Origin of the sequence: Nocardioides cavernae, from assembly GCF_016907475.1 — a bacterium.
In the GTDB taxonomy this organism is placed as follows: Bacteria; Actinomycetota; Actinomycetes; order Propionibacteriales; family Nocardioidaceae; genus Nocardioides; species Nocardioides cavernae.
Window position 1 is genome coordinate 1,373,611 of record NZ_JAFBCA010000001.1, and the last position, 20,831, is coordinate 1,394,441.

Genomic DNA, 20,831 nt, shown 5'->3' on the forward strand with positions numbered 1-20,831 from the left:
CCTGCGCCGAACTCGCCCAGCCAGGTCAGCTGAAGGGCGCGAGCAGCGAGCGCAGCAGGCCGGCGAGCTGGGTGCGGTCGCGGTCGGAGAGGTCGGCGAGCAGGTCGGCCTCCGCCGCCAGCAGCGCCTCGAAGGCGCCGTCGACCGCGGCCTTGCCGTCGGCGGTCAGCCGCACCAGCACGCCGCGGCGGTCGTGGGGGTCGGGGAGCCGCTCGACGAGACCGCGCGCGGTCAGCCGGTCCACCCGGTTGGTCATCGTGCCGCTGGTCACGAGGGTCTCCCGGAGCAGCCGGCCGGGGGAGAGCTCGTACGGCTGTCCGGCCCGGCGCAGCGCCGCGAGGACGTCGAACTCCCACGACTCGATGCCCTGGGCGGTGAACGCGACGCGCCGGGCGAGGTCGAGGTGGCGGGCCAGCCGGCTGATGCGGGAGAACACCGCGACGGGCGCGAGGTCCAGGTCGCCGCGCTCGCGGCCCCACGCCTCGACCAGGTCGTCCACCTCGTCACGCATGACGACATCGTGCCAGATTGGTCGAGAATCTTGACATCGAGACTGTTTCGGTCGAGGGTGGGAGTATCTCGATATCAAGACATCTTCGCGCGCCCCTCTCGGTATCTAGGGACGTTCTGGTAGGCGAAACGACCGATTGACCTACCAACCCGTCCCTAGATATCCCATGGGGGAGACGTGAAGGCGCCGCGACCGACGACCGAACACCCGTGGAGGACGCCATGAGCCACACCTGGGACCCCGACCGCTACCTCGCGTACGCCGACGAGCGCGGCAGGCCGTTCGTCGACCTGCTCGCCCGGGTGCCCGCCGAGAATCCGCGCGTGGTCGTCGACCTCGGCTGCGGCCCCGGCAACCTCACCGCACTGCTGGCCGACCGCTGGCGCGGCGCCGACGTGACGGGCGTCGACAGCAGCCCCGAGATGATCGAGGCTGCGCGCGCCGTCGACGGCGTCCACTGGGAGGTCGGCGACCTGCGCGAGTGGGCGCGCCCCGACCCGCTGGCCATGCGCGCGCCGATCGACGTGCTGGTCTCCAACGCCACCCTCCAGTGGATACCGGAGCACCTCGAGCTGCTGCCGGGCCTGGTCGACCGGCTGCAGCCCGGTGGCTGGTTCGCCTTCCAGGTGCCCGGCAACTTCGACGAGCCCAGCCACACCACCCGCACCGACCTCGCCGCGCGCGAGCCGTACGCCGAGCACGTGCGCGACGCCCGCGTCCCGACGAGCCACGACCCGGCGGACTACGCCCGGGTCCTGCTCGACCTCGGGTGCGAGGTCGACGCGTGGGAGACGACGTACCTCCACGTCCTCACCGGTGAGGACCCCGTCTTCGACTGGGTCTCCGGGACTGGAGCCCGTCCGACGCTGCAGGCGCTGCCGGACGACCTGCGTCCGCTCTTCGAGGACGAGTTCAAGTCGCTGCTGCGCGAGGCCTACCCGGCCGACGCCGCCGGCCGCGTGGTCCTGCCCTTCCGACGCATCTTCGTGGTGGCGCGCAAGCCGCAGGGCGTGCCGGTCCCGTGAGGCTCCACCACGTGCAGGTCGCGTGCCCGCGCGGGGGCGAGGACGAGGCCCGCCGCTTCTACGCCGAGGCGCTCGGCATGACCGAGGTCGACAAGCCGGCCGACCTGGTGGCGCGCGGCGGGTGCTGGTTCCGGGCGTACGACGACACCGGCTCCGTGGCGGCCGAGCTGCACGTCGGCGTCGAGGACCCGTTCGCACCGGCCCGCAAGGCACACCCGGCCTTCGTCGTCGACGACCTGGCCGCGGTGGCCGGTCGGCTGCGCACCCTCGGCTACGAGGTCGACGAGAGCCAGCGGGACTCGTTCCCCGGTCACGTCCGCCTCCACGCCTTCGACGGCCACGGCAACCGGGTCGAGGTGCTGCAGCCGGTCTGACGGGCCGTCCCCAGAATGGGGGCACCTCGACCGGATCGGGGGCGAGGTCGGCTGAGCCCTCCCTACGGTGGCCGGGTGCTGAGGGAGCGCAGGGGGACGCGGGCACGCGCCGTCGGGCGGGTGCTGCTGGGCGCTGCCGTCGTCCTGGCGGTCGGCGCCGTCGTGCTGGTCCGTTTCTGGGGGCCGCGCGAGCCGGAGCCGTCGCCGGACGCCGTCACCCCGGCCGTCACTCCGGCCGAGCTCGGCGCGGCCGCTGGGCAGCGGGTCTTCATCGGCCACATGTCGATCGGCTGGAACATGCTCGACGGCCTCCAGCGCCTGTACGCCGACGCGGACGTCCCCGAGGCGGAGGTCGTGCAGGTGTCGGTCGGCGACCCGCCGCCGGACCTGCCGGAGGGTCAGGGGGCCGTCGTCCACACGGAGATCGGCGTCAACGGCGACCCGCTGGGCAAGCTCGCCAACTTCGACACGGCCATGCGCTCCGGTCTCGCCGACGAGGTCGACGTCGCCATGGTCAAGCTCTGCTTCACCGACGTGACGGCGAGGACGGACGTCGAGCAGGTCTTCGCCGCCTACCAGGAGACGCTCGACGGCCTGCAGCGCGACTTCCCGGACGTCAGGTTCGTCCACGCGACGGTGCCGCTGACCGCGGCGCCGTCCGGCATCAAGCAGCACCTCAAGGTCCTCCTGCGCGGCGACGACAACGCCGCCCGCGAGCAGTTCAACGACCTCGTGCGCGAGGCCTACGCCGACGACGACCTCTTCGACATCGCCGCCGTCGAGAGCACCACCGCCGACGGGACCCGGCTCGCCACGCTCGCTCCCGGATGGGCCGATGCCGACCGCGAGCACCTCAACGCCACCGGCTCCGCCGTGCTGGCGGCCCGATTCCTCGACCTCCTCACGCAGGGAGCACCCGCATGACCGCCACCTCCACCGCCGTAGTCGACGCACCGCCCCTCTTCGCTCGCCACCTGGCCCGTCTCGAGGCCGAGGCCGAGATTCTTCCGGACCATCCAGAGGAGACGCCCGAGTCGACGCTCCGTGCGCTGTGGGCGGCTGCTGCAGGTCACCCCCTCTCGGTGACGGCCGCGGCCGCCGTGCCTCTCGCCCCGCTGACAGAGGAGGGTGAGCGCCTGCTCGGCGCCCTGGTCGAGCGTCGGGTCGCCGGTTCGCCGCTGGGTCACCTGACTGGTCGGCAGAGCTTCATGGGTGTCGAGCTGCTGGCCGGCCCGGAGGCGCTCGTACCCCGCGTGGAGACCGAGATCCTCGGCCGCACAGCCCTCGACCTGGTCCGCTCCACCGACGGGTCCCTCGTCGTCGACCTCTGCACGGGTGCGGGCAACCTCGCAGCGGCCGTCGCCGTGGCGGCACCCCAGGTCACGCTGCACGCCGCCGACCTCTCGACGTCCGCCGTCGGGCTGGCCCGGGCCAACATGGTCTTCACCGGCGTCGCCGACCGCGTGACCCTGTCCGACGGCGACCTCTTCGACGCCCTGCCCGCCGACCTCGAGGGCAGCGTCGACGTGCTGATCTGCAACCCGCCCTACATCTCGTCGGCGCGGGTGGGGGAGATGGCCGCGGAGATCTCCGAGCACGAGCCCCGGATGGCGTTCGACGGCGGCAGCCTCGGGCTCTCGATCGTCAGCCGGCTCGTCCAGGAGGCGCCCGACTGGCTGCGGCCGGGTGGCTGGCTGTGCTTCGAGATCGGCCTGGGCCAGGGGGCGTACTGGCAGAAGCGGATCCCTCGGTTCCCCGGCTGGGAGGTCGTGGAGCCGGTGGAGGACGACGAGGGCAACATCCGGGTGATCACGGCCCGCCGGACCTGACGCCCCGAAGTTACCCGCTGGTAGCATCGCGGCATGGCTACCGTCCTGGACCTCTGGAAGAAGACCTCTGCGCTCCCGCTGGGCAACCGGATCTTCTCGATCGCCTTCAGCCAGAAGGCGCCCTACTTCGCCTCCATCCGGCCGCGGTTCACCGTGGTCGAGCCGGACCACGTCGAGCTGGTGATCCCCAAGCGCCGCGGGGTGCACAACCACATCGGGACGGTGCACGCCATCGCCCTGTGCAACGGCCTCGAGGCCGCCATGGGCGCGCTGGCCGAGTCGACGATCCCGCGCGACCGGCGCTGGATCCCCAAGGGCATGGAGGTGGCCTACACCGCCAAGGCCACGACCGACATCACGTGCATCGCCGAGACCGACCCCGGGCAGTGGACGGCGGAGGTGGGGGAGGGGTACGACCTGCCGGTGCGCGTGCGGGGCGTACGCACCGACGGCACCGTGGTGATCGAGGGCGAGATCCGGCTCTGGTTGACTGAGAAGCGCGGAGCGTAGCGACGCGCTTCGACGTCTTCAATGTGGCCGGGCTGGCGAGGGCGCAACCGTTCGAGAAGCGCTAGAGCGCCGTCGCGTTGCCGGCGTTGGGCCCGGTCGGGGCGCCCACCATCGGCACGTCGAGCACCTTCTTCTCGCCGACCAGGCGCTTCTGCACGATGGTCGCGATCCAGGTGAGGACCAGGTTGACCGCGACGTAGATGCCGGTGATGACGATGGCCGTCGGCACCTGGTTGGAGAACTCGAGGTAGATCGGCTTGGCCACCGCCGTCAGGCCGGGGGCGAGGATGTAGTAGCCGAGGCTGGTGTCCTTCAGCGCGACGACCATCTGGCTGATGATGGCCGGCAGCATGATCTTCACCGCCTGCGGCAGCAGCACCGTCGTCATCACCTGCGACTTGCGCATGCCGATGGCGTACGCCGCCTCGGCCTGGCCGCGCGGCACGGCGTTGATGCCGGCGCGGAACACCTCGGCGAGCACCGACCCGTTGTAGAGGGTCAGCGCGATCACGACGCACCAGAACGACGTCAGCGGCCCGTTGCCGATGGCCAGCAGGAAGAACGTGAAGACCATCAGGAGCAGGACGGGCACGGCGCGGAAGAACTCCACGACGAGCCACGCCGGCCAGCGCACCCAGTCGCGGTCGGAGAGCTTGGCGACACCGAAGACGAGGCCGAAGACCACCGCGAAGATGATCGAGAAGAAGGCCATCTTGAGGGTCTCGAGGAGGCCGTCGACGAGGATGTACTCGACGTACTCGGGAGTGACGAACGGCTCCCAGAGCGCGTACTCGAGCTGCCCGGCGTCGTAGAGCGTCCAGACGGCGAAGCCGACCATCGCGACCAGCACGGCGATGCTGATGACGGTGTAGATGCGGTGCCGGGCGACGGTCCTGGGACCGGGCGCGTCGAAGAGGACTGATGCGCTCATCGGGCCACCCTCACCTTTCGCTCGACGAGGTAGGACGACAGCGAGATGACCTCGACGACGATGATGTAGCCGATCGCGAACGCGAGGAAGATCCCGATCCGCTGGTCGGCGTTGTTGTTGGTGAAGGCGCGCATCGTGGCCGTCGCCTCGGCGAGGCCGAAGGCTGCCGCGATGGAGGTGTTCTTGGCCAGGGCGATCATGACGCTGGTCATCGGCGGGATCACCGCGCGCGTCGCCTGGGGAAGGATGACGAGGGTCATCGACTGGGAGAACGTGAGGCCGATCGCACGGCCGGCCTCGGCCTGTCCGAGGGGGACGGCGTTGACGCCCGAGCGCATCGCCTCGCAGACGAAGGCGGCGGTGTAGAGGGTGAGCGCCAGGCAGGCGCGGAAGAAGAAGGCCGAGACGTTGTAGCCCGCGATCTCGACGTTCTCGACGACCTTGAAGTTGTAGCCCAGCACCGGCATCGCGATGAAGATGAAGACGAAGATCATCAGCAGCGGCGTGTTGCGGAACAGCGTGACGTAGAGGGCCGCCGCCTTGTTGAGGATCGACACCGGGCCGACCCGGAGGACGGCGAGGATGGTGCCGAACACCAGCGAGGCGATGCCTGAGACGACGAACAGCCCGATCGTCAGGCCGAACGCCTTGAGGTACTCGTCGAAGTTCGAGATCACCGCGTCCATGGGCTGCGGGCTCCTCTCTGTGGGACGCCGGCGGGCCTCGTGGCCCGCCGGCGTCCGATCAGTGGTGGTTCAGTGGTGATTCAGGTGGTGATTGGTGCTGCGTCAGGCAGCCGGGCACTCGTCCATGGCCGGCGGCTCGGGCGTGTCGACGCCCGACTGGCCCAGGGTGGCCTCGAAGGCCGAGCCCCAGTCGCCGTCCTCCTGCGCCTGGGTGATCGTGTCCACGATCCACTGGCACATCTCGGGCTTGTCCAGGCTGTAGCCGACGCCGTAGCGCTCCTCGGAGAACGGGTCCACGACGACCTTGAGCTCGTCGGGGTTCTCCGCGGCGTAGCCGAGCAGGATCGCGCCGTCGGTGGTCATCGCGTCCACGGTCCCGCTGAGGACCTGGTCGACGCACTCGGAGTAGGTGTCGAAGCCGCGCGGCTTGGCGCCCTCGGCCTTGATGTTCTCCAGCGACGTGGAGCCGGTCACGGAGCAGACCTCGGTGCCCTTGACGTCGTCGAGGGACGCGATGTCGCTGTCGGACTTCACCAGCAGCTGCTGGCCCGTGACGTAGTAGGGGCCGGCCTGGCCCACGACCTGGCGACGCTCGTCGGTGATGGAGTACGACGCGATGACGAGGTCGACCTCGCCCTCCTGGAGGAACGGCTCGCGGTTGTCGGAGATCGTCTCCTTCCAGGTGATGTCCTCGGCGGCGATGCCGAGCGACGCGGCGAGGATCTTGCCGATCTCGGGGTCGAAGCCCACCGGCATGTCGTCCGTGGCGCCCTTGAAGCCGATACCGGGCTGGTCGTACTTCACGCCGATGGTGATCTCGCCCGAGTCGGCGAACTCCTTCATCGCCGTCCCGTCGTCGAACTCGTCGCCGGCGTTCTCCTGGACCTCGACGTCGGTGGTCTCGCCGCCGTCGTCACCTGCGTCGCCGCAGGCAGCGAGCGAGAGGGCGAGCCCGACCGTCGCGATGACGGCCTTGGTACGGATGAATCGCATCTGCTTCTCCCTATGTCTGTGGTGCGGGAACTCGTGGCCGGACGCGATGCCTCAGTGCTTGAGGATCTTGCCGAGGAAGTCCTTGGCGCGGTCCGAGCGGGGGTGGGTGAAGAACTCCTCCGGGGTGTTCTCCTCGATGATCGCGCCGTCGGCCATGAAGACGACGCGGTCGGCGGCCGTGCGGGCGAAGCCCATCTCGTGGGTGACGACGACCATCGTCATGCCCTGCTTGGCGAGGTCGACCATGACGTCGAGGACCTCCTTGATCATCTCCGGGTCGAGCGCGGAGGTCGGCTCGTCGAAGAGCATCACCTTCGGCTCCATCGCCAGCGCACGGGCGATGGCCACGCGCTGCTGCTGGCCGCCGGAGAGCTGGGCGGGGTACTTCTCGGCCTGGTGGCCGACACCGACGCGGTCGAGGAGCTCGCGTGCCTTCTTCTCGGCCTCGGCCTTGCCCATGCCGCGGACCTTGATCGGGCCGAGCGTGACGTTCTCGAGGATCGTCTTGTGGGCGAAGAGGTTGAAGCTCTGGAAGACCATGCCGACCTCGGCGCGCAGCGCGGCGAGCGCCTTGCCCTCCTGGGGGAGGTCCTTGCCGTCGAGGGTGATCGTGCCCTCGTCGATGGTCTCCAGCCGGTTGATGGTGCGGCACAGGGTGGACTTGCCCGAGCCGGACGGCCCGATCACGACCACGACCTCGCCGCGCTTGACGGTGAGCTCGATGTCCTTGAGTGCGTGGAGCTGCCCGAAGTGCTTCTGGACGCCGTCCAGCACGACGAGGGGCTCACCCCGGCCGGCGCTGACGGTGCCCGTTTCCTGCGCGGTCATAGGCGCAACCTATCGGCACGTGGACCGCAAGGGCCATCACGCATGGCCTGTTCGGACTATTACAGAGTGGTGACGATTCCCGCGTCGGGATCCCAGCGGCGCAGCGACGTGAGCGTCAGGACCGCGTCCTCGTGCCCCAGCGCCTCCACGGCGCGGCCCACGTCGGCGCGGTCCATCCGCCGGGCGAGGGTGACGTGCGGCAGCCACCCGAGGTGCTGCACGTCGCGCACCTGCGACCGGAGGCGCAGCACGGCGCGCGCCAGCTCGTCGGGCACGTCGAGGACGCGGACCACGGAGACGCGACGACCGCCGAGGAGCGCGATCCCCGACGCCCGGACCTGCACCGGCAGCAGCCTCGCCACCAGCTCCGCGGCGCGTTGCTCGTCGGCCGCGCCGATTGCCGGCGCGGCCAGCGCCGTGACGTGCGGGCTGTTGGTGGCGCCGCGGTGGTCGAGCTGGGAGGGCAGGCCGGCGTCGCGCAGCACCTGCCAGTCACGGCGTACGACGTCGCAGCCGGCGTCGTCGGGCAGCAGCTCGAGCGCGTGCATGCGGGGCATGCCGCGAGCCTAGGTCGGCGGCCTCTGGTGGCGGCGTCCGTGTCTAGGGGGACGACGCCCCCTCGTAGACCTGGACCCAGTCCACCTCGGCGGTGTCGTGGAGGTCGCCGGCGCCGAGGTCGTCGAGCTCGTAGTCCGCGGCCAGCATCGACAGCACGAGGTAGCCCGGCACGTGGGACACCGCCTGGCTCTCGCGGTAGTACTCGCGGCCGTCGACGCGGAAGACGTACTCCTCCGGGGTCCACTCGACCGAGAACACGTGGAACTCCTGCCACCACTCCCGGTCGGCGCCCAGGGCGCGCCGCGCGTCAGGGAACTTCCCGCCGAGGCTCCGGGACGACCAGCCTGGCCCGTGCCAGGTCACGAACGATCCGATGGTCTCCGCGCCGCGGCCCGTGTCGCCCCAGAACTCCATGACGTCGATCTCGGCGCCCCGGGCGGGGTCGTCGTCGTAGAACGCGCTGTGCTCGGGAAGCATCCAGAACGCCGAGTGCATGCCGTCGGCGCGCTGCAGCTTGATCCGCGCGGCAGCGATGCCGTACTGGGTGAGGTACGTGTGCTCGGTCGCGACCTGCGTGGTGAGCAGGTAGGGGCTGCGGCCGGCGCTCCCCTTCCACTCGTAGTCGCAGGGCTGGCCCGCACGCGCGGGGTCCAGCGCCACCCCCAGGTGGAGGACGCCGCCGCCGACCGATCGCGCACCCGCGTCGACGAGGGCGCACGTCCGCGGCGCGAGGACGGACTCGTGCTCGCGCTCCTGGTCGTTCCACACCGACGTGTCCAGCCGGCTGCCGGGGAAGGTGTCCTCGAAGTCGGGTGTCCATCGGCGCGCCCGCACGGGGCGCGACGACCAGGCGCGCCCGCCCGCCTCGGTGCTCACGCGGTAGCGGCCTCGGCGTACGGCGAGGGTCGCGGTGCCGGCGCTGTCCTGGACGTCACGTCCGACCACGCGCCAGCCGCCCCCGCGCACCGCCCGCTCGAACGCGACGTCGCTGCCCGGTGACGCAGGAGCGAACTGCGCGACCAGGGCTGCTCCGCGGACCGGGTCTTCCGGCTCCGTGCCGGGCTGCGCGATGGGTGGCAGCACGTCGACCGTCACCCGTACGTCGTGGCGCCGGCCCTGATCGGCCGAGGCGGGTGCGCCGGTCGCCAGGAGCTGCATCGACGCCGTGATCAACAGGACGGTAACAACACCGCAGGCGGGCCTGGCGCTCAGGTGATGGCGCTGCTGGCGCGGCGCGGTGGGGACGGACGATGTCTGCACGGGGCCTCCCGAGACAGTCGCTCACAGGTCTCGTTGTTACCCATCTGTGGATTATCCCCGAGTGTGCTCCTCGCCGCGGCGGGCCGCCAGTCACCGGCCGGTATTACCCCAGCCGGGCGCGGAGTGGACTAGCGCGGCCTCGCGATTCCCGGGCCCCCGCCGGCCGCCGTACCCTTGACCCCGAGATGAGCGCCGTCGCAGAGACCCCCGCACGCACCTACGAGGTCAAGACCCACGGGTGCCAGATGAACGTCCACGACTCCGAGCGGCTCAGCGGCCTGCTGGAGGACGCGGGCTACGTCCGCGCCGACACGGACGAGCAGGCCGACGTCGTCGTCTTCAACACCTGCGCGGTCCGGGAGAACGCGGACAACAAGCTCTACGGCAACCTCAGCCACCTCGCGCCGGTGAAGGCCGCCCGCCCGGGGATGCAGATCGCCGTCGGCGGCTGCCTCGCGCAGAAGGACCGCGCGACGATCACCGAGAAGGCGCCCTACGTCGACGTCGTCTTCGGCACCCACAACATCGGCTCGCTGCCGGTACTGCTCGAGCGCGCGCGGGTGGCCGAGGAGGCGCAGGTCGAGATCCTCGAGTCGCTGTCGGTCTTCCCCTCGACGCTGCCCACCAAGCGCGAGTCGGCGTACGCCGCCTGGGTGTCGATCTCGGTCGGGTGCAACAACACGTGCACGTTCTGCATCGTGCCGGCGCTGCGCGGCAAGGAGAAGGACCGCCGGCCCGGCGAGATCCTCGCCGAGGTCGAGGCGCTCGTCGCCGAGGGCGTCACCGAGATCACCCTGCTCGGGCAGAACGTCAACGCCTACGGCGTCGAGTTCGGCGACCGCCAGGCGTTCTCCAAGCTGCTGCGCGCGTGCGGTTCGATCGAGGGGCTGGAGCGTGTGCGCTTCACCTCCCCGCACCCCGCGGAGTTCACCGACGACGTCATCGAGGCGATGGCCGAGACGCCCAACGTGATGCCGTCGCTGCACATGCCGCTGCAGTCGGGATCGGATGCGGTCCTGCGTGCGATGCGCCGGTCCTACCGCCAGTCGAAGTACCTCGGGATCATCGAGCGGGTGCGGGCCGCGATCCCCGACGCCGCGATCACCACCGACATCATCGTGGGCTTCCCGGGCGAGACCGAGGAGGACTTCCAGGCGACGCTCGACGTCGTCCGGGCCGCGCGCTTCTCGTCGGCCTTCACCTTCCAGTACTCCAAGCGCCCCGGCACCCCGGCAGCCGTGCTCGACGACCAGATCGCGCCCGACGTGGTCAAGGACCGCTATCTCCGCCTCGCCGCCGTCGTCGACGAGATCGCGTGGTCGGAGAACAAGGCGCTCGTCGGCCGCACCGTCGAGCTGATGGTCGCGGAGGGCGAGGGCCGCAAGAACGCCGAGACCAAGCGCCTGTCCGGCCGGGCGCGCGACAACCGGCTCGTGCACTTCGCCGCCGACTTCTCCCTCGTGGACGCCGACTCGGTGCGTCCGGGCGACATGGTGACGGTCGAGATCACCTACGCCGCCCCCCACCACCTCGTCGCCGACGGCGCGATCCAGTCGGTCCGCCGCACCCGCGCCGGCGACGCCTGGGAGCGTCGTACATCCGCCCCGCCCGCCGCGTCCGCCGTCGGGCTCGGCATGCCGTCGGTCGGCGTACCGGCGCCTCTCCCGCCCGCGGTCAACGCCTGCAGCTGAATGAAGTCCCCGGATATCCGGTGACTTCCGACGGATCGGGGAGGATCCGAGCCACCGGCTGACTCGATTCCTCCACCATCTCGTTGTCCACAGATCCGTCCGGACGGGTCGCGCCCCGGGCCGGAGCCCGGTGATCGTGGTGCGGTGACGGATCTCGACGCACTCCTCCTCGCCCAGTGCGGCGTCGTCTCACGAGCCCAGGCCTTGCAGGTGGGTCTGCAGGCCCACGACCTACGCCGGTTCGTGCGCCGTCGTGAGCTCGCGCTGCTTCTTCCCGGCGTGTACGTCGATCACACCGGCGAGCCGTCCTGGGTGCAGCGCGCCTGGGGTGCGGTGCTGGTCTGCTCGAGCCCACGTGGGCTGGCAGGTGTCGACCTCGGAGCGGCACTCGCCGGCGCCTCCGCCATGCGGGCCGCCGACGGTCCCGGCCGACCCGGTGCCGACGGCGGGCCGATCCAGGTGGTCGTGCCACGTAGTCGTCGGGTGGTGGCACCGCGAGGTGTCACGGTGACGCGCACCTTCCTCCTGCGCGACAGGGTGCACTGGAACCTCGGGCCGCCGCGGCTGCGCTACGACGAGGCCGCGCTCGATGTCGCCCTCCTCGCCAGCGGAGATTTCGCCGCCGTGGGAGCGGTTGCCCGAGCGGTCCAAGGTCGCCACACCACCGCCGTACGCATGCAGCAGGCACTCGCCTCACGGAAGAAGGCGCCCCGTCGCGAGTTCCTCGACGCCGTGCTGCGCGACGTGGCGCAGGGGACGTGCTCAGTGCTCGAGCACGCCTATCTCACCCGGATCGAGCGGCCGCACGGGCTGCCGCGCGCCGAGCGGCAACAGCGGGCCGGCACGGCCACGGGCGTCGTCTACCGCGACGCGGTGATCGACGAACGGGTCATCGAGCTGGACGGCCGGTTCTGGCACGACACCGCCGAGCAGCGGGACCGGGACTTCGAGCGAGACCTGGATGCCGCTGTCGAGGGACACGACACCGTGCGGCTCACCTGGGGCCAGGTCGTCGGCCGGCCGTGCTCGACGGCCGTCAAGGTCTCGGCCCTGCTGGAGCGGGACGGCTGGCCTCCGGGCCGGGCGTGCGGCGGCGACTGCGCGTTCACCCGGGCGGCGTGATCGTGGAGGATCCGGGTCACCAGGTGACCCGGATCCTCCACGAACCGGTCAGGCGGGAGGCTCGGGCGAGCCGTCCTCCGCCTCCTGGCCGGCGCTGGGGCTGTCGTCGGAGTCGGAGCCGCTGCGCGGAGTGTCGGACTCCGCGTCCTCCGCCTCGCCCTCGGGCGCCTGGGACTTCTCGTCCGGCTCGGCGATCTCGTCGGGCAGGACGTCGTCGACGGCGGGGTTGTCGTCCGGGTCGAGGTCACGCGGGAGGCCCGCGTCAGCCGGGTCCTCCTCCAGCGCGTCGACGCCGCCGGGCACCAGCTGGGGCTCCTCGGCGTACGGCTCGGGCATCGGGCTCAGTTCATCGTTGGCCATGCATTCCCTCCCTGGGTCACTCGTTCGATCCTGTCGCGGCCGGCGCGCTCGGGCCACCCCCGCTCGGGGGAGCGTCCCACCCGAAGGTGAGGTAGCGGACCCCGGAGAAGAGGTGCGCGAGGGCGTGCGCCTCGTGCGGCACCATCGGCTCCGGGAGGGCGTCCAGCGCGAACCACCCCAGCGACGCCGCCTTCTCGGGCTCCACGATCCGCGGCTCGCCGGTCCACGAGCGCGCGGTGAAGAACCAGTCGACCCGCTCCTCGACGGCGGGGCCGAACTGGCTGCGCTGCATCGTGAGCACGAAGTCGAGGTCGAGGTCGGTGATGCCGAGCTCCTCGAGCGCCTCGCGATGCGCCGCGTCGTACGCCGTCTCGCCGGGCTCGACGTGCCCGGCGGCCGCGGCCGCCCAGTGGCCGGCCATGTAGGGGACGGGCCCCCGTCGCTGGAGGAGCACCTCCGCGCCGTCCGCCCCGTCGCGCAGCAGGTAGACGTAGGACGCCGGGACGAGGGCGAAGCGGTCGGTCACGCGGCCACCGTAGGGGTCGGTCAGCGGGTGGTGCCGGGCGGGATGTCGTCGTTCTTGCCGTCGAGGGAGTCGAGGGCGTCGCGCGCCTTGCCGGTGGCCTGGTCGATCTTGTCGGCGTGCTTGCCGCCGGTCTTCTCGTTGACGACGCTGCCGGCCTTGTCGATGCCTTGCGCGATCCTGTCGCCGTGCTGGTCGACGGCGTCGGTGAGCTTTGCCTTCGCCTTGTCCAGGAAACTCATGGGTCCTCCTCGGGACGGGCCGGCCCACCACGGCGGGTGAGGACTCCGGCACTGTCGACCCTAGCCACGCTGCGACAATCGGGGCATGCCTCGTCCGGTCGTCGCCCTCGTCGGTGCCACGGCGTCGGGCAAGACGGGCCTGAGCCTCGACCTCGCCGAGCGGCTCGGGGGAGAGGTCGTCAACACCGATGCGATGCAGGTCTACCGCGGGATGGACGTCGGCACTGCCAAGCTGCCCGCCTCGGAGCGCCGCGGGATCCCGCACCACCTGCTCGACCTCTACGAGGTCACCGCCCCGGCGACCGTCGCGCTCTTCCAGGGCTGGGCGCGCGACGCGATCGCCGACATCCGCGGCCGCGACGCCACCCCCGTGCTGGTCGGCGGATCGGCGCTCTACACCCGCGCGATCGTCGACCGCTTCGAGTTCCCGGGCACCGACGAGTCGCTGCGGCGCGAGCTCGAGGTCGAGCTCGAGCGGGTCGGCAGCCACGCGCTGCACCAGCGACTGGCGGGGGTCGACCCCGAGGCGGCCGCGCAGATCGTGCCCGACAACGGACGCCGCGTCGTCCGTGCACTGGAGGTCGTCGCGCTCACCGGGAGGCCGTACAGCGCGAGCCTCCCGCAGCTCGAGTACGTCGACCCGCTGACCGTGCAGGTCGGCGTCGACATCGACCGGCCGACGCTCGACGCGCGGATCGCCCGGCGGGTCGAGGAGATGTTCTCGGGCGGGTTCGTCGAGGAGGTCGAGGCGCTGCTCTCCCGCGGCCTCGCCGACGCGCGCACCGCGTCGCGGGCCATCGGCTACCGGGAGGTGATGGGCTACCTCGACGGCGACCGCACCCTCGCCGCGGCGATCGAGCAGACGACCGTCGCCACCCGCCGCTTCGCGCGCCGCCAGGACTCGTGGTTCCGCAAGGACCCGCGCATCGTGTGGGTCGCGCACGACGACCCCGACCGCGTGGAGAAGGCGGTCGGGGCGGTCGAGCGGCTCGGCGGCTGAATCAGGCCGCGGCCGGCTCCGGTCGTACGACGTCGGGGTGGCCCGGTCGGTCGGGGCGACCCGGTCGAGCAGCGTCGGCGGCCCCGAGGTCGGCCGCGTCCCGGATCCAGGTGGCGAGCTGCTCCTCCGTGCGACCGCGGACGTCGGCGTACCGGGTCAGCCTGGTGGGCTTGATGCCGCAGAACTCCATGGTGCGGCCGCGGACCTGCTTGACGGTGCTGTCGCCGACGAGCGGGAGGTACCACCGCGGCGAGTCGGAGGTGACCGCGAGCCGCCCGGTGCGCCCGGCGAGGAGGCCTTCCGGCATGCCGTTGTCCTTGTAGCGGAAGGCCCAGCCGCGCTCGAGCGTGCGGTCGAAGAAGCCCTTGAGGAGGGCGGGCACCGAGCCCCACCAGAGCGGGGTGAAGACGGCGACGTGGTCGGCCCACTCGAGCAGCGCCTGGGCGCGGGCGAGGTCGGGCTCGAGCACCTGCGGGGTGCGGTAGCCGGTGCGCAAGGTGAGGTCGAAGTCGAGGTCGCGCAGCACGAGCGAGGTGGCGGACGCGGCGGCGCCGGCGGCGTACGACGTGGCGAGGTGCGCGGTGAGCGAGGCGGGGTCGGGGTGGCCGTCGATGACGAGGACGTTGCCCATGGCGGGCTCCTATCTGGACAGTGACAAGAATCTGGACAACGTCCACATTGGAGTAGGATGTTGCTCATGTCAAGATCTGCGAGCGGATACCACCACGGCAATCTCCAGGCCGCGCTCGAGGACGCCGCGCTCGACCTGCTCGAGACCACGTCCGCGGCGAAGATCAGCCTGCGTGAGGTCGCGCGCCGGGCCGGCGTGAGCCACAACGCGCCCTACCACCACTTCGGCGACCGGGCCGCGCTGCTCAGCGCGCTCGGCGTACGCGGCATGGCGGCGCTGCTGGCCGCCCAGGAGGAGGCGGTCGCTGCGGCGGACGGGACGGTCGAGAAGGTGCGGGCGCTCGGGCTGGCCTACGTGAGCTACGCCGCCGCCCACCCGCAGGCGTTCGCGCTCGTCTTCGACCCCGACTACTGCGCCGCCGGTGCGCCCAGTGCGGAGATGGCGCCGCTGATCACCCGCAACGAGGAGCTGCTCGGCTCCCTGGTCGGCGAGCTGGTGCAGGAGCCCGGCTACGAGGGGCGCGACCCGATGGCCCTCTCGGCCGCGCTGTGGTCGACCGTGCACGGGATGGCGCAGCTGATCACCCTCGGGCACCTCCCGGTCGAGGCGGCCCAGCCCGCGCTCGACGCCCTCGTCCGATAGGCACGCTCGATCAAGCGCGGTGTCGGTGGTCGGTGCCATGGTGGTCCGATGGCGACGATCTACTACACCGGCTGCACGCTCGACGGCTTCATCGCGACCGACGACCACTCGCTCGACTGGCTCACCTCGCGCGACATCGACATGGAGGGCCCGATGGGCTACCCGGGGTTCCGTGAGCGGCTCGGGGCGTGCGTGATGGGCGCGACCACGTGGCAGTGGATCCTCGACCACGACGACGACCCGTGGGGCCCGCTGCCGACGTGGGTGCTGACCCACCGCACCTTCCCGGAGGCGCCGCCGAGCGTGCGGTTCGACCGTGACGACGTCCAGCGGGTCCACGCCGAGATGACCGAGGCCGCCGACGGCAAGGACCTGTGGGTCGTGGGCGGCGGCGAGCTGGTCGGGCAGTTCCACGACGCTGGCCTGCTCGACGAGGTGTGGATCCAGTACGCGCCGGTGACCGTCGGCAGCGGTGCTCCCGTGCTGCCGCGACACGTCGAGCTGCGCCTCGAGGAGGTCGCTCGCAACCGCGACTTCATGTGCGGGCGCTACTCGGTCGTCCGCTGACCGACGCACCCCCGGGGGTGTTGGACAACCCGCAGGGGCAGCGGCAGGGTGGGGACATCGACTCTCGGGAGGATCCCCATGCCCCACCTCGCCCGCCGCGTCACCGCCGGCGTCTCGGCTGCCAGTGGACTGGCCGTCGCCGCAGCCCTCGTCGCCACACCGGTGCCCGCCCAGCCCGCAGCGCAGGCCGCGCCGGCGCCGTCGACCACGTCTGAGCGCCCGACCGTCAAGGACCCGACCGCGGTCGGCAAGGGCGGCGCGATCAGCACGGTCGACCCCGAGGCCAGCGCGGCCGGGCTCAAGGTGCTCAAGGCGGGCGGCAACGCCGTCGACGCCGCGGTGGCGGCAGCGGCGACGCTCGGCGTCACCGAGCCCTACAGCGCGGGCATCGGCGGTGGCGGCTACTTCGTCTACTACAACGCCAAGTCCGGCAAGGTCCGCACCCTCGACGGCCGCGAGACCGCGCCGATGAAGATGCCGCAGGACGCGTTCATCGACGACGCGACCGGCAAGCCCTACACGTTCACCCCCGACCTGGTCACCAGCGGTGCGAGCGTCGGCACGCCCGGCACCCTCGCGACCTGGGACAAGGCGCTCGGCAACTGGGGCACGCTGTCGCTCGGCGACGCCCTCGCGCCCGCCACCAAGGTCGCGCGCCGCGGGTTCAAGGTCGACGAGACGTTCCGCCAGCAGACCCTCGACAACGAGGAGCGCTTCGCGGCGTTCAAGGACACGAAGAAGCTGTTCCTGCCCCAGGGCGACGCACCGAAGATCGGATCGATCTTCCGCAACCCCGAGCTCGCCGACACCTACGACCTGATCGCCCAGCGCGGCACCAAGGCGTTCTACCGCGGGACGCTGGCGCGGCTCATGTCGGAGGTGGTGCGCAAGCCGCGCACGTCCAAGAACACCGACCTCCCCGTGCCCGCCGGATGGCTCACCGCGCGCGACCTGCGCGACTACAAGGTCCGCTCGCAGCGCGCCGCGAAGACGAGCTACCGCGGCCACGACGTCTACGGCATGGCGCCGTCGTCGTCGGGCGGCACGACCGTCGGGGAGGCGCTCAACATCCTCGAGCGCTACGACCTCTCGGCGATGACCCCCGAGCAGGCGCTCCACCACTACCTCGAGGCCAGCGCGCTGGCCTACGCCGACCGCGGCAAGTACCTCGGCGACCCGGCCTTCGTCGACGTCCCGACCAAGCGGCTCCTCGACGACAAGTTCGCTGCCGAGCGGGCCTGCTCCCTCAACCCGACGAAGGCGGCGACCAAGCCGGTCCCGGCCGGCGACGTGACGTCGTACGACGGCGTGTGCACCGCCGCGTCGTCCGCGAAGGGCACGACCGACGCCGACACCGAGAACATCTCGACCACCAACCTCACGGTCGCCGACCAGTGGGGCAACGTCGTCGAGTACACCCTCACCATCGAGCAGACCGGCGGCTCGGGCATGGTCGTGCCGGGTCACGGCTTCCTGCTGAACAACGAGCTCACCGACTTCTCGACGGTGTACGACGCCGCCGACCCCAACCGCATCCAGCCGGGCAAGCGCCCGCGCAGCTCGATGTCGCCGACGATCGTGCTGAAGGACGGCAAGGCGTTCCTGGCGCTCGGCTCGCCCGGCGGCTCGACGATCATCACGACCGTGCTGCAGATGCTGGTCAACCGCATCGACCTCGGCATGACGATCGAGGAGGCCATCGCGGCGCCGCGCGCCACCCAGCGCAACTCCGCCAACGTGACCGCCGAGCCGGCGTTCATCGCGACCTACGGGCCGGCGCTGACCGCCCTCGGTCACACCCTCGTCCCGGCGGGCGACGCGTTCACCAGTGCCGCAGAGATCGGCGCGGCGACGGCGATCGAGCTCGGTCCGCGCAACCGGATGACCGCGGTGGCCGAGCCGAGCCGTCGCGGCAAGGGTTCGGCGAAGGTGGTCGACGCGCGCTAGCTGCCGGTCGGGGTGGGACACTCTCGGCGTGAGCTACCCCTTCCTCAAGGGCCACGGCACGGAGAACGACTTCGTCGTGCTGCCCGACGCCGACGGCACCGTGCACGGCGACCTGTCCGAAGAGCGGGTGCGGGCCCTGTGTGACCGGCGCTCCGGCATCGGCGGTGACGGGGTGCTGCGGGCGGTCCGTGAGGGCGACGGGTGGTTCATGGACTACCGCAATGCCGACGGGTCGGTCAGCGAGATGTGCGGCAACGGCATCCGGGTCTTCGCTCGCTACCTCCACGAGCGCGAGGGCGAGGCCTTCCCGATGAACATCCGGACCCGCGCCGGGGTGAAGGTCCTCGACCGGTCCGGCGAGGAGTTCACGGCCGACATGGGCCGACCCGAGGTGCTGGGCGAGACCGAGGTGTCGGTGATGGGCCGGTCGTGGCCGGCGCTCCACGTCTCGATGGGCAACCCCCACGCCGTGGCGTACGTCGACAACCTGGCCGAGCCGGGCCCGCTGCTCGAGCCGCCGGAGCACGACGACTCGATCTACCCCGAGGGTGTCAACGTCGAGTTCGTGGTGCGCCGCGGCGAGCGCCACGTCGCCATGCGCGTCCACGAGCGCGGGTCGGGGGAGACCCGCTCGTGCGGCACCGGCGCGTGCGCGGTGGCCGTCGCCACGGCACTTGCCGACGACGCGCCCCGCGGGACGACGTACCGCGTGGACGTCCCCGGCGGGACGCTGCACGTGGTGTGGACCGAGGACGACCGGGTGCTGATGACCGGCCCCGCCCTGCTCGTCGCCGAGGGCGTCACCGACTTGTGAGGCGAGCAGCGTCGACCGAGGGACGAGGTCGACGGGTGGGCTCGACCAGGTCGAGTGGCCGCGCGTCTGAGGAACGAAGGCGCGCACGGCTGTACCGAGACCCCGCCCCACGTGCCGACCTCCTGCGTCGGTCGTCGCTGCCCGTCTCATAGCATCCCGGCCATGGACATCACCGGATCCACCGCCATCGTCACCGGCGGCGCGAGCGGCATCGGTGCCGCCGTCGCCCGCGCCCTCGCTGCGAAGGGCGCGGTGGTCGTCGTCGCCGACCTCAACGCCGAGAAGGGCGAGGCGCTGGCCGCCGAGATCGGCGGCGTCTTCGCCTCCGTGGACGTGACGAAGACCGACCAGGTCGCCGCCGCCGTCGAGGCCGCTGCCGAGATCGCCCCGCTGCGCGCGTGCGTGAACTCAGCCGGCATCGGCTGGGCCCAGCGCACCATCGGCCGCGACGGGCTGCTGGAGCAGGCGCACGACCTCGACGCCTTCCGCAAGGTCGTCGAGATCAACCTCATCGGCACCTTCGACATGACCCGCCAGGCCGCGACCGTGATGAGCCGCAACGAGCCCGACGCCGACGGCCAGCGCGGCGCGATCGTCAACCTCGCCTCGGTCGCCGCCTTCGACGGTCAGATCGGCCAGGCGTCGTACTCCGCCTCCAAGGGCGGCGTCGTCGGCATGACCCTCCCGGTCGCGCGCGACCTGTCCGCGGCCGGCATCCGGCTCAACACGGTGGCGCCCGGGCTGATCGACACCCCGATCTACGACGCGTTCCCCAACCCCGACGAGTTCAAGGCCAACCTCGGCCAGAACGTGCTCTTCCCCAAGCGCCTCGGTCACGCCGAGGAGCTCGCCAGCATGGTCGTGGAGTGCCTGACCAACTCCTACATGAACGGCGAGACGATCCGCGTCGACGGCGGCATCCGGATGCCACCCAAGTGAGGTCCGGCCCCACGCCTGCCGCCGGCTGACTGGTCCAGACCGTCGTCCACGATTCGGGCGATCCCGGGCACGGGACGCCCGAAAGGGTGGATGGTGCGGGAGGGAACAATGCATCACTGCCTGTGGGGGGCGAACGATGACGAACGTGGTGGAGCCGCGCGCAGCGGCTGACAGCGACGACAGCGAGCTGGCGACGCTCGTACGACGGTGGATGGGGGTGCGCCGCGGTGGTGCCCTGCGGGTCGCGCCCGAGAAGCCTGCCCGCACGGAGTCGGCACGACCAGGACCCGCGCCCGAGCCGGCGGCGTCGCTCGGCGTGACCGAGCGACCGCCACCGGCCGCAGTCCGCCCGCTTCCGCGCCGGCCGGTCGGCGACGAGCCCGAGCAGGCGAGGCGCGTGGCCGTGCTGATCGACGCCCGCCGTATCTCGGCCGACGCCGCCGCCGGGCTGCTGGACCGCCTGCCGGGGCGCGGCTCGGTCACCGTGTGCCGCGCCTACGCCGACTGGACGTCCTCCGACCTCGGGTCGTGGGTCGAGCACCTGCGTCGGCAGGGGCTGCACTCGTTCCACCAGGTCGCCGACGACGACGAGCAGGCGCGTGTGGCGCTGGCCATCGACGCCGTCGACATCGCTCGTGAGGCATCCGTCGACGAGGTGGTCCTGGCCGGCGACATGACCTCGATGCTGCCGCTGCTGCACCGCCTGCACGCGGCCGGCGTACGCGTCGTGGTGGTGGGTCCCGGGCACACGCCGCACGACGTGCGGGCGGCGTGCGATGAGTTCGTGGACGACGGCTCGCTCGTGGGCGAGCCCGCGGTCGCGGTCGGGCGACACCGCGCCTGAGACC

The 20,831-nt window shown here is 71.6% G+C and carries 25 protein-coding genes; 14 read left to right on the plus strand and 11 right to left on the minus strand.

Annotated elements, in window-relative coordinates:
• Positions 1 to 25: 25 nt before the first annotated feature.
• Entirely contained in the window at positions 26 to 511 is a 486-nt protein-coding gene (locus JOD65_RS06395; RefSeq protein WP_191193222.1) for a MarR family winged helix-turn-helix transcriptional regulator, read from the minus strand.
• Positions 512 to 732: 221 nt separating this feature from the next.
• Between JOD65_RS06395 and JOD65_RS06400 the strand changes: the two genes are divergently transcribed.
• The 5 genes from JOD65_RS06400 (at position 733) to JOD65_RS06420 (ending at position 4,249) form a co-directional block, all read left to right on the plus strand.
• Positions 733 to 1,536, plus strand: a complete 804-nt coding sequence (locus tag JOD65_RS06400) for a trans-aconitate 2-methyltransferase (RefSeq protein WP_191193221.1) — start codon at positions 733 to 735, stop codon at positions 1,534 to 1,536.
• An 11-nt stretch (positions 1,537 to 1,547) separates the two neighbouring features.
• Positions 1,548 to 1,910 carry a VOC family protein gene (locus JOD65_RS06405; RefSeq protein WP_307820978.1) on the plus strand — a complete coding sequence of 121 codons (363 nt, stop codon included), beginning with the start codon at positions 1,548 to 1,550 and terminating at the stop codon, positions 1,908 to 1,910.
• Positions 1,911 to 1,985: 75 nt separating this feature from the next.
• Positions 1,986 to 2,834, plus strand: a complete 849-nt coding sequence (locus JOD65_RS06410) for an SGNH/GDSL hydrolase family protein (RefSeq protein ID WP_191193219.1) — start codon at positions 1,986 to 1,988, stop codon at positions 2,832 to 2,834.
• Positions 2,831 to 3,739 (plus strand): N5-glutamine methyltransferase family protein, encoded by a 909-nt coding sequence (locus JOD65_RS06415; RefSeq protein WP_191193218.1) that lies wholly within the window; start codon positions 2,831 to 2,833, stop codon positions 3,737 to 3,739. The genes JOD65_RS06410 and JOD65_RS06415 overlap by 4 nt, the downstream gene beginning before the upstream one ends.
• Before the next feature lie 33 nt (positions 3,740 to 3,772).
• Positions 3,773 to 4,249: a hotdog fold domain-containing protein gene (locus JOD65_RS06420; RefSeq protein WP_191193217.1), complete on the plus strand. Its 477-nt coding sequence runs from the start codon at positions 3,773 to 3,775 to the stop codon at positions 4,247 to 4,249.
• A gap of 61 nt (positions 4,250 to 4,310) precedes the next feature.
• On the opposite strand, the gene JOD65_RS06425 is transcribed toward JOD65_RS06420, so the two are convergent.
• The 6 genes from JOD65_RS06425 to JOD65_RS06450 form a co-directional block, all read right to left on the minus strand.
• Positions 4,311 to 5,180 carry an amino acid ABC transporter permease gene (locus JOD65_RS06425; protein ID WP_191193216.1) on the minus strand — a complete coding sequence of 290 codons (870 nt, stop codon included), beginning with the start codon at positions 5,178 to 5,180 and terminating at the stop codon, positions 4,311 to 4,313.
• Entirely contained in the window at positions 5,177 to 5,866 is a 690-nt protein-coding gene (locus tag JOD65_RS06430; RefSeq protein WP_191193215.1) for an amino acid ABC transporter permease, read from the minus strand. The genes JOD65_RS06425 and JOD65_RS06430 overlap by 4 nt, the downstream gene beginning before the upstream one ends.
• Positions 5,867 to 5,968: 102 nt before the next feature.
• Complete coding sequence (locus tag JOD65_RS06435; RefSeq protein WP_191193214.1) at positions 5,969 to 6,859, minus strand: glutamate ABC transporter substrate-binding protein; 891 nt, start codon at positions 6,857 to 6,859, stop codon at positions 5,969 to 5,971.
• Positions 6,860 to 6,910: 51 nt separating this feature from the next.
• A complete protein-coding gene (locus JOD65_RS06440; RefSeq protein ID WP_191193213.1) occupies positions 6,911 to 7,687 on the minus strand; it encodes an amino acid ABC transporter ATP-binding protein in 777 nt (258 codons plus the stop codon).
• Between the two features lie 59 nt (positions 7,688 to 7,746).
• Entirely contained in the window at positions 7,747 to 8,244 is a 498-nt protein-coding gene (locus tag JOD65_RS06445) for a 2'-5' RNA ligase family protein (protein WP_191193212.1), read from the minus strand.
• A gap of 43 nt (positions 8,245 to 8,287) precedes the next feature.
• Positions 8,288 to 9,403, minus strand: a complete 1,116-nt coding sequence (locus tag JOD65_RS06450) for a glycoside hydrolase family 16 protein (RefSeq protein WP_191193211.1) — start codon at positions 9,401 to 9,403, stop codon at positions 8,288 to 8,290.
• Between the two features lie 287 nt (positions 9,404 to 9,690).
• Here JOD65_RS06450 and miaB point away from each other — a divergent pair, with 287 nt between their 5' ends.
• On the plus strand, positions 9,691 to 11,196 hold the full coding sequence (miaB, locus tag JOD65_RS06455; protein WP_191193210.1) for a tRNA (N6-isopentenyl adenosine(37)-C2)-methylthiotransferase MiaB: 1,506 nt from the start codon (positions 9,691 to 9,693) through the stop codon (positions 11,194 to 11,196).
• Positions 11,197 to 11,340: 144 nt separating this feature from the next.
• On the plus strand, positions 11,341 to 12,318 hold the full coding sequence (locus JOD65_RS06460) for a putative endonuclease domain-containing protein (protein ID WP_191193209.1): 978 nt from the start codon (positions 11,341 to 11,343) through the stop codon (positions 12,316 to 12,318).
• A gap of 48 nt (positions 12,319 to 12,366) precedes the next feature.
• Here the strand turns inward: JOD65_RS06460 and JOD65_RS06465 are convergent, their stop codons facing one another.
• From JOD65_RS06465 to JOD65_RS06475, 3 genes are read right to left on the minus strand one after another with little or no spacing between them, the layout of a single operon-like run.
• Entirely contained in the window at positions 12,367 to 12,678 is a 312-nt protein-coding gene (locus JOD65_RS06465) for a hypothetical protein (RefSeq protein WP_191193208.1), read from the minus strand.
• Between the two features lie 16 nt (positions 12,679 to 12,694).
• Positions 12,695 to 13,204, minus strand: coding sequence for an NUDIX domain-containing protein (locus tag JOD65_RS06470; protein WP_191193207.1), 510 nt, complete (start codon positions 13,202 to 13,204; stop codon positions 12,695 to 12,697).
• Between the two features lie 20 nt (positions 13,205 to 13,224).
• The gene (locus JOD65_RS06475; RefSeq protein WP_191193206.1) at positions 13,225 to 13,443 is read right to left on the minus strand and encodes an antitoxin; all 219 of its coding nucleotides are present in this window, start codon (positions 13,441 to 13,443) and stop codon (positions 13,225 to 13,227) included.
• Between the two features lie 85 nt (positions 13,444 to 13,528).
• Between JOD65_RS06475 and miaA the strand changes: the two genes are divergently transcribed.
• Positions 13,529 to 14,443 carry a tRNA (adenosine(37)-N6)-dimethylallyltransferase MiaA gene (miaA, locus tag JOD65_RS06480; RefSeq protein WP_191193205.1) on the plus strand — a complete coding sequence of 305 codons (915 nt, stop codon included), beginning with the start codon at positions 13,529 to 13,531 and terminating at the stop codon, positions 14,441 to 14,443.
• Position 14,444: 1 nt separating this feature from the next.
• Here miaA and JOD65_RS06485 read toward each other — a convergent pair whose 3' ends face one another.
• Positions 14,445 to 15,074 (minus strand): NAD(P)H-dependent oxidoreductase, encoded by a 630-nt coding sequence (locus tag JOD65_RS06485; protein WP_191193204.1) that lies wholly within the window; start codon positions 15,072 to 15,074, stop codon positions 14,445 to 14,447.
• Positions 15,075 to 15,140: 66 nt separating this feature from the next.
• Here JOD65_RS06485 and JOD65_RS06490 point away from each other — a divergent pair, with 66 nt between their 5' ends.
• The 6 genes from JOD65_RS06490 to JOD65_RS06515 all read left to right on the plus strand — a co-directional run bounded on the left by JOD65_RS06490 (position 15,141) and on the right by JOD65_RS06515 (position 20,827).
• Positions 15,141 to 15,716: a TetR/AcrR family transcriptional regulator gene (locus JOD65_RS06490; RefSeq protein ID WP_191193203.1), complete on the plus strand. Its 576-nt coding sequence runs from the start codon at positions 15,141 to 15,143 to the stop codon at positions 15,714 to 15,716.
• Between the two features lie 48 nt (positions 15,717 to 15,764).
• Positions 15,765 to 16,283, plus strand: coding sequence for a dihydrofolate reductase family protein (locus JOD65_RS06495; RefSeq protein ID WP_191193202.1), 519 nt, complete (start codon positions 15,765 to 15,767; stop codon positions 16,281 to 16,283).
• Between the two features lie 78 nt (positions 16,284 to 16,361).
• The gene (gene ggt, locus JOD65_RS06500; protein WP_191193201.1) at positions 16,362 to 18,230 is read left to right on the plus strand and encodes a gamma-glutamyltransferase; all 1,869 of its coding nucleotides are present in this window, start codon (positions 16,362 to 16,364) and stop codon (positions 18,228 to 18,230) included.
• 28 nt (positions 18,231 to 18,258) lie between these two features.
• Positions 18,259 to 19,044, plus strand: coding sequence for a diaminopimelate epimerase (gene dapF / locus JOD65_RS06505; RefSeq protein ID WP_191193200.1), 786 nt, complete (start codon positions 18,259 to 18,261; stop codon positions 19,042 to 19,044).
• A 162-nt stretch (positions 19,045 to 19,206) separates the two neighbouring features.
• A complete protein-coding gene (locus tag JOD65_RS06510) occupies positions 19,207 to 19,983 on the plus strand; it encodes an SDR family oxidoreductase (protein ID WP_191193199.1) in 777 nt (258 codons plus the stop codon).
• Between the two features lie 136 nt (positions 19,984 to 20,119).
• Positions 20,120 to 20,827: an NYN domain-containing protein gene (locus JOD65_RS06515; protein WP_191193198.1), complete on the plus strand. Its 708-nt coding sequence runs from the start codon at positions 20,120 to 20,122 to the stop codon at positions 20,825 to 20,827.
• The last annotated feature ends 4 nt before the right edge of the window (positions 20,828 to 20,831 follow it).

Coding starts and splice junctions, on each gene's coding strand:
- JOD65_RS06395 (WP_191193222.1), bottom strand. CDS start 511: ATGCGTGACGAGGTGGACGACCTGGTCGAGGCGTGGGGCCGCGAGCGC.
- JOD65_RS06400 (WP_191193221.1), top strand. CDS start 733: ATGAGCCACACCTGGGACCCCGACCGCTACCTCGCGTACGCCGACGAG.
- JOD65_RS06415 (WP_191193218.1), top strand. CDS start 2,831: ATGACCGCCACCTCCACCGCCGTAGTCGACGCACCGCCCCTCTTCGCT.
- JOD65_RS06420 (WP_191193217.1), top strand. CDS start 3,773: ATGGCTACCGTCCTGGACCTCTGGAAGAAGACCTCTGCGCTCCCGCTG.
- JOD65_RS06425 (WP_191193216.1), bottom strand. CDS start 5,180: ATGAGCGCATCAGTCCTCTTCGACGCGCCCGGTCCCAGGACCGTCGCC.
- JOD65_RS06430 (WP_191193215.1), bottom strand. CDS start 5,866: ATGGACGCGGTGATCTCGAACTTCGACGAGTACCTCAAGGCGTTCGGC.
- JOD65_RS06435 (WP_191193214.1), bottom strand. CDS start 6,859: ATGCGATTCATCCGTACCAAGGCCGTCATCGCGACGGTCGGGCTCGCC.
- JOD65_RS06440 (WP_191193213.1), bottom strand. CDS start 7,687: ATGACCGCGCAGGAAACGGGCACCGTCAGCGCCGGCCGGGGTGAGCCC.
- JOD65_RS06445 (WP_191193212.1), bottom strand. CDS start 8,244: ATGCCCCGCATGCACGCGCTCGAGCTGCTGCCCGACGACGCCGGCTGC.
- JOD65_RS06450 (WP_191193211.1), bottom strand. CDS start 9,403: ATGCAGCTCCTGGCGACCGGCGCACCCGCCTCGGCCGATCAGGGCCGG.
- miaB (WP_191193210.1), top strand. CDS start 9,691: ATGAGCGCCGTCGCAGAGACCCCCGCACGCACCTACGAGGTCAAGACC.
- JOD65_RS06465 (WP_191193208.1), bottom strand. CDS start 12,678: ATGGCCAACGATGAACTGAGCCCGATGCCCGAGCCGTACGCCGAGGAG.
- JOD65_RS06475 (WP_191193206.1), bottom strand. CDS start 13,443: ATGAGTTTCCTGGACAAGGCGAAGGCAAAGCTCACCGACGCCGTCGAC.
- miaA (WP_191193205.1), top strand. CDS start 13,529: ATGCCTCGTCCGGTCGTCGCCCTCGTCGGTGCCACGGCGTCGGGCAAG.
- JOD65_RS06485 (WP_191193204.1), bottom strand. CDS start 15,074: ATGGGCAACGTCCTCGTCATCGACGGCCACCCCGACCCCGCCTCGCTC.
- JOD65_RS06490 (WP_191193203.1), top strand. CDS start 15,141: ATGTCAAGATCTGCGAGCGGATACCACCACGGCAATCTCCAGGCCGCG.
- JOD65_RS06495 (WP_191193202.1), top strand. CDS start 15,765: ATGGCGACGATCTACTACACCGGCTGCACGCTCGACGGCTTCATCGCG.
- ggt (WP_191193201.1), top strand. CDS start 16,362: ATGCCCCACCTCGCCCGCCGCGTCACCGCCGGCGTCTCGGCTGCCAGT.
- JOD65_RS06510 (WP_191193199.1), top strand. CDS start 19,207: ATGGACATCACCGGATCCACCGCCATCGTCACCGGCGGCGCGAGCGGC.
- JOD65_RS06515 (WP_191193198.1), top strand. CDS start 20,120: ATGACGAACGTGGTGGAGCCGCGCGCAGCGGCTGACAGCGACGACAGC.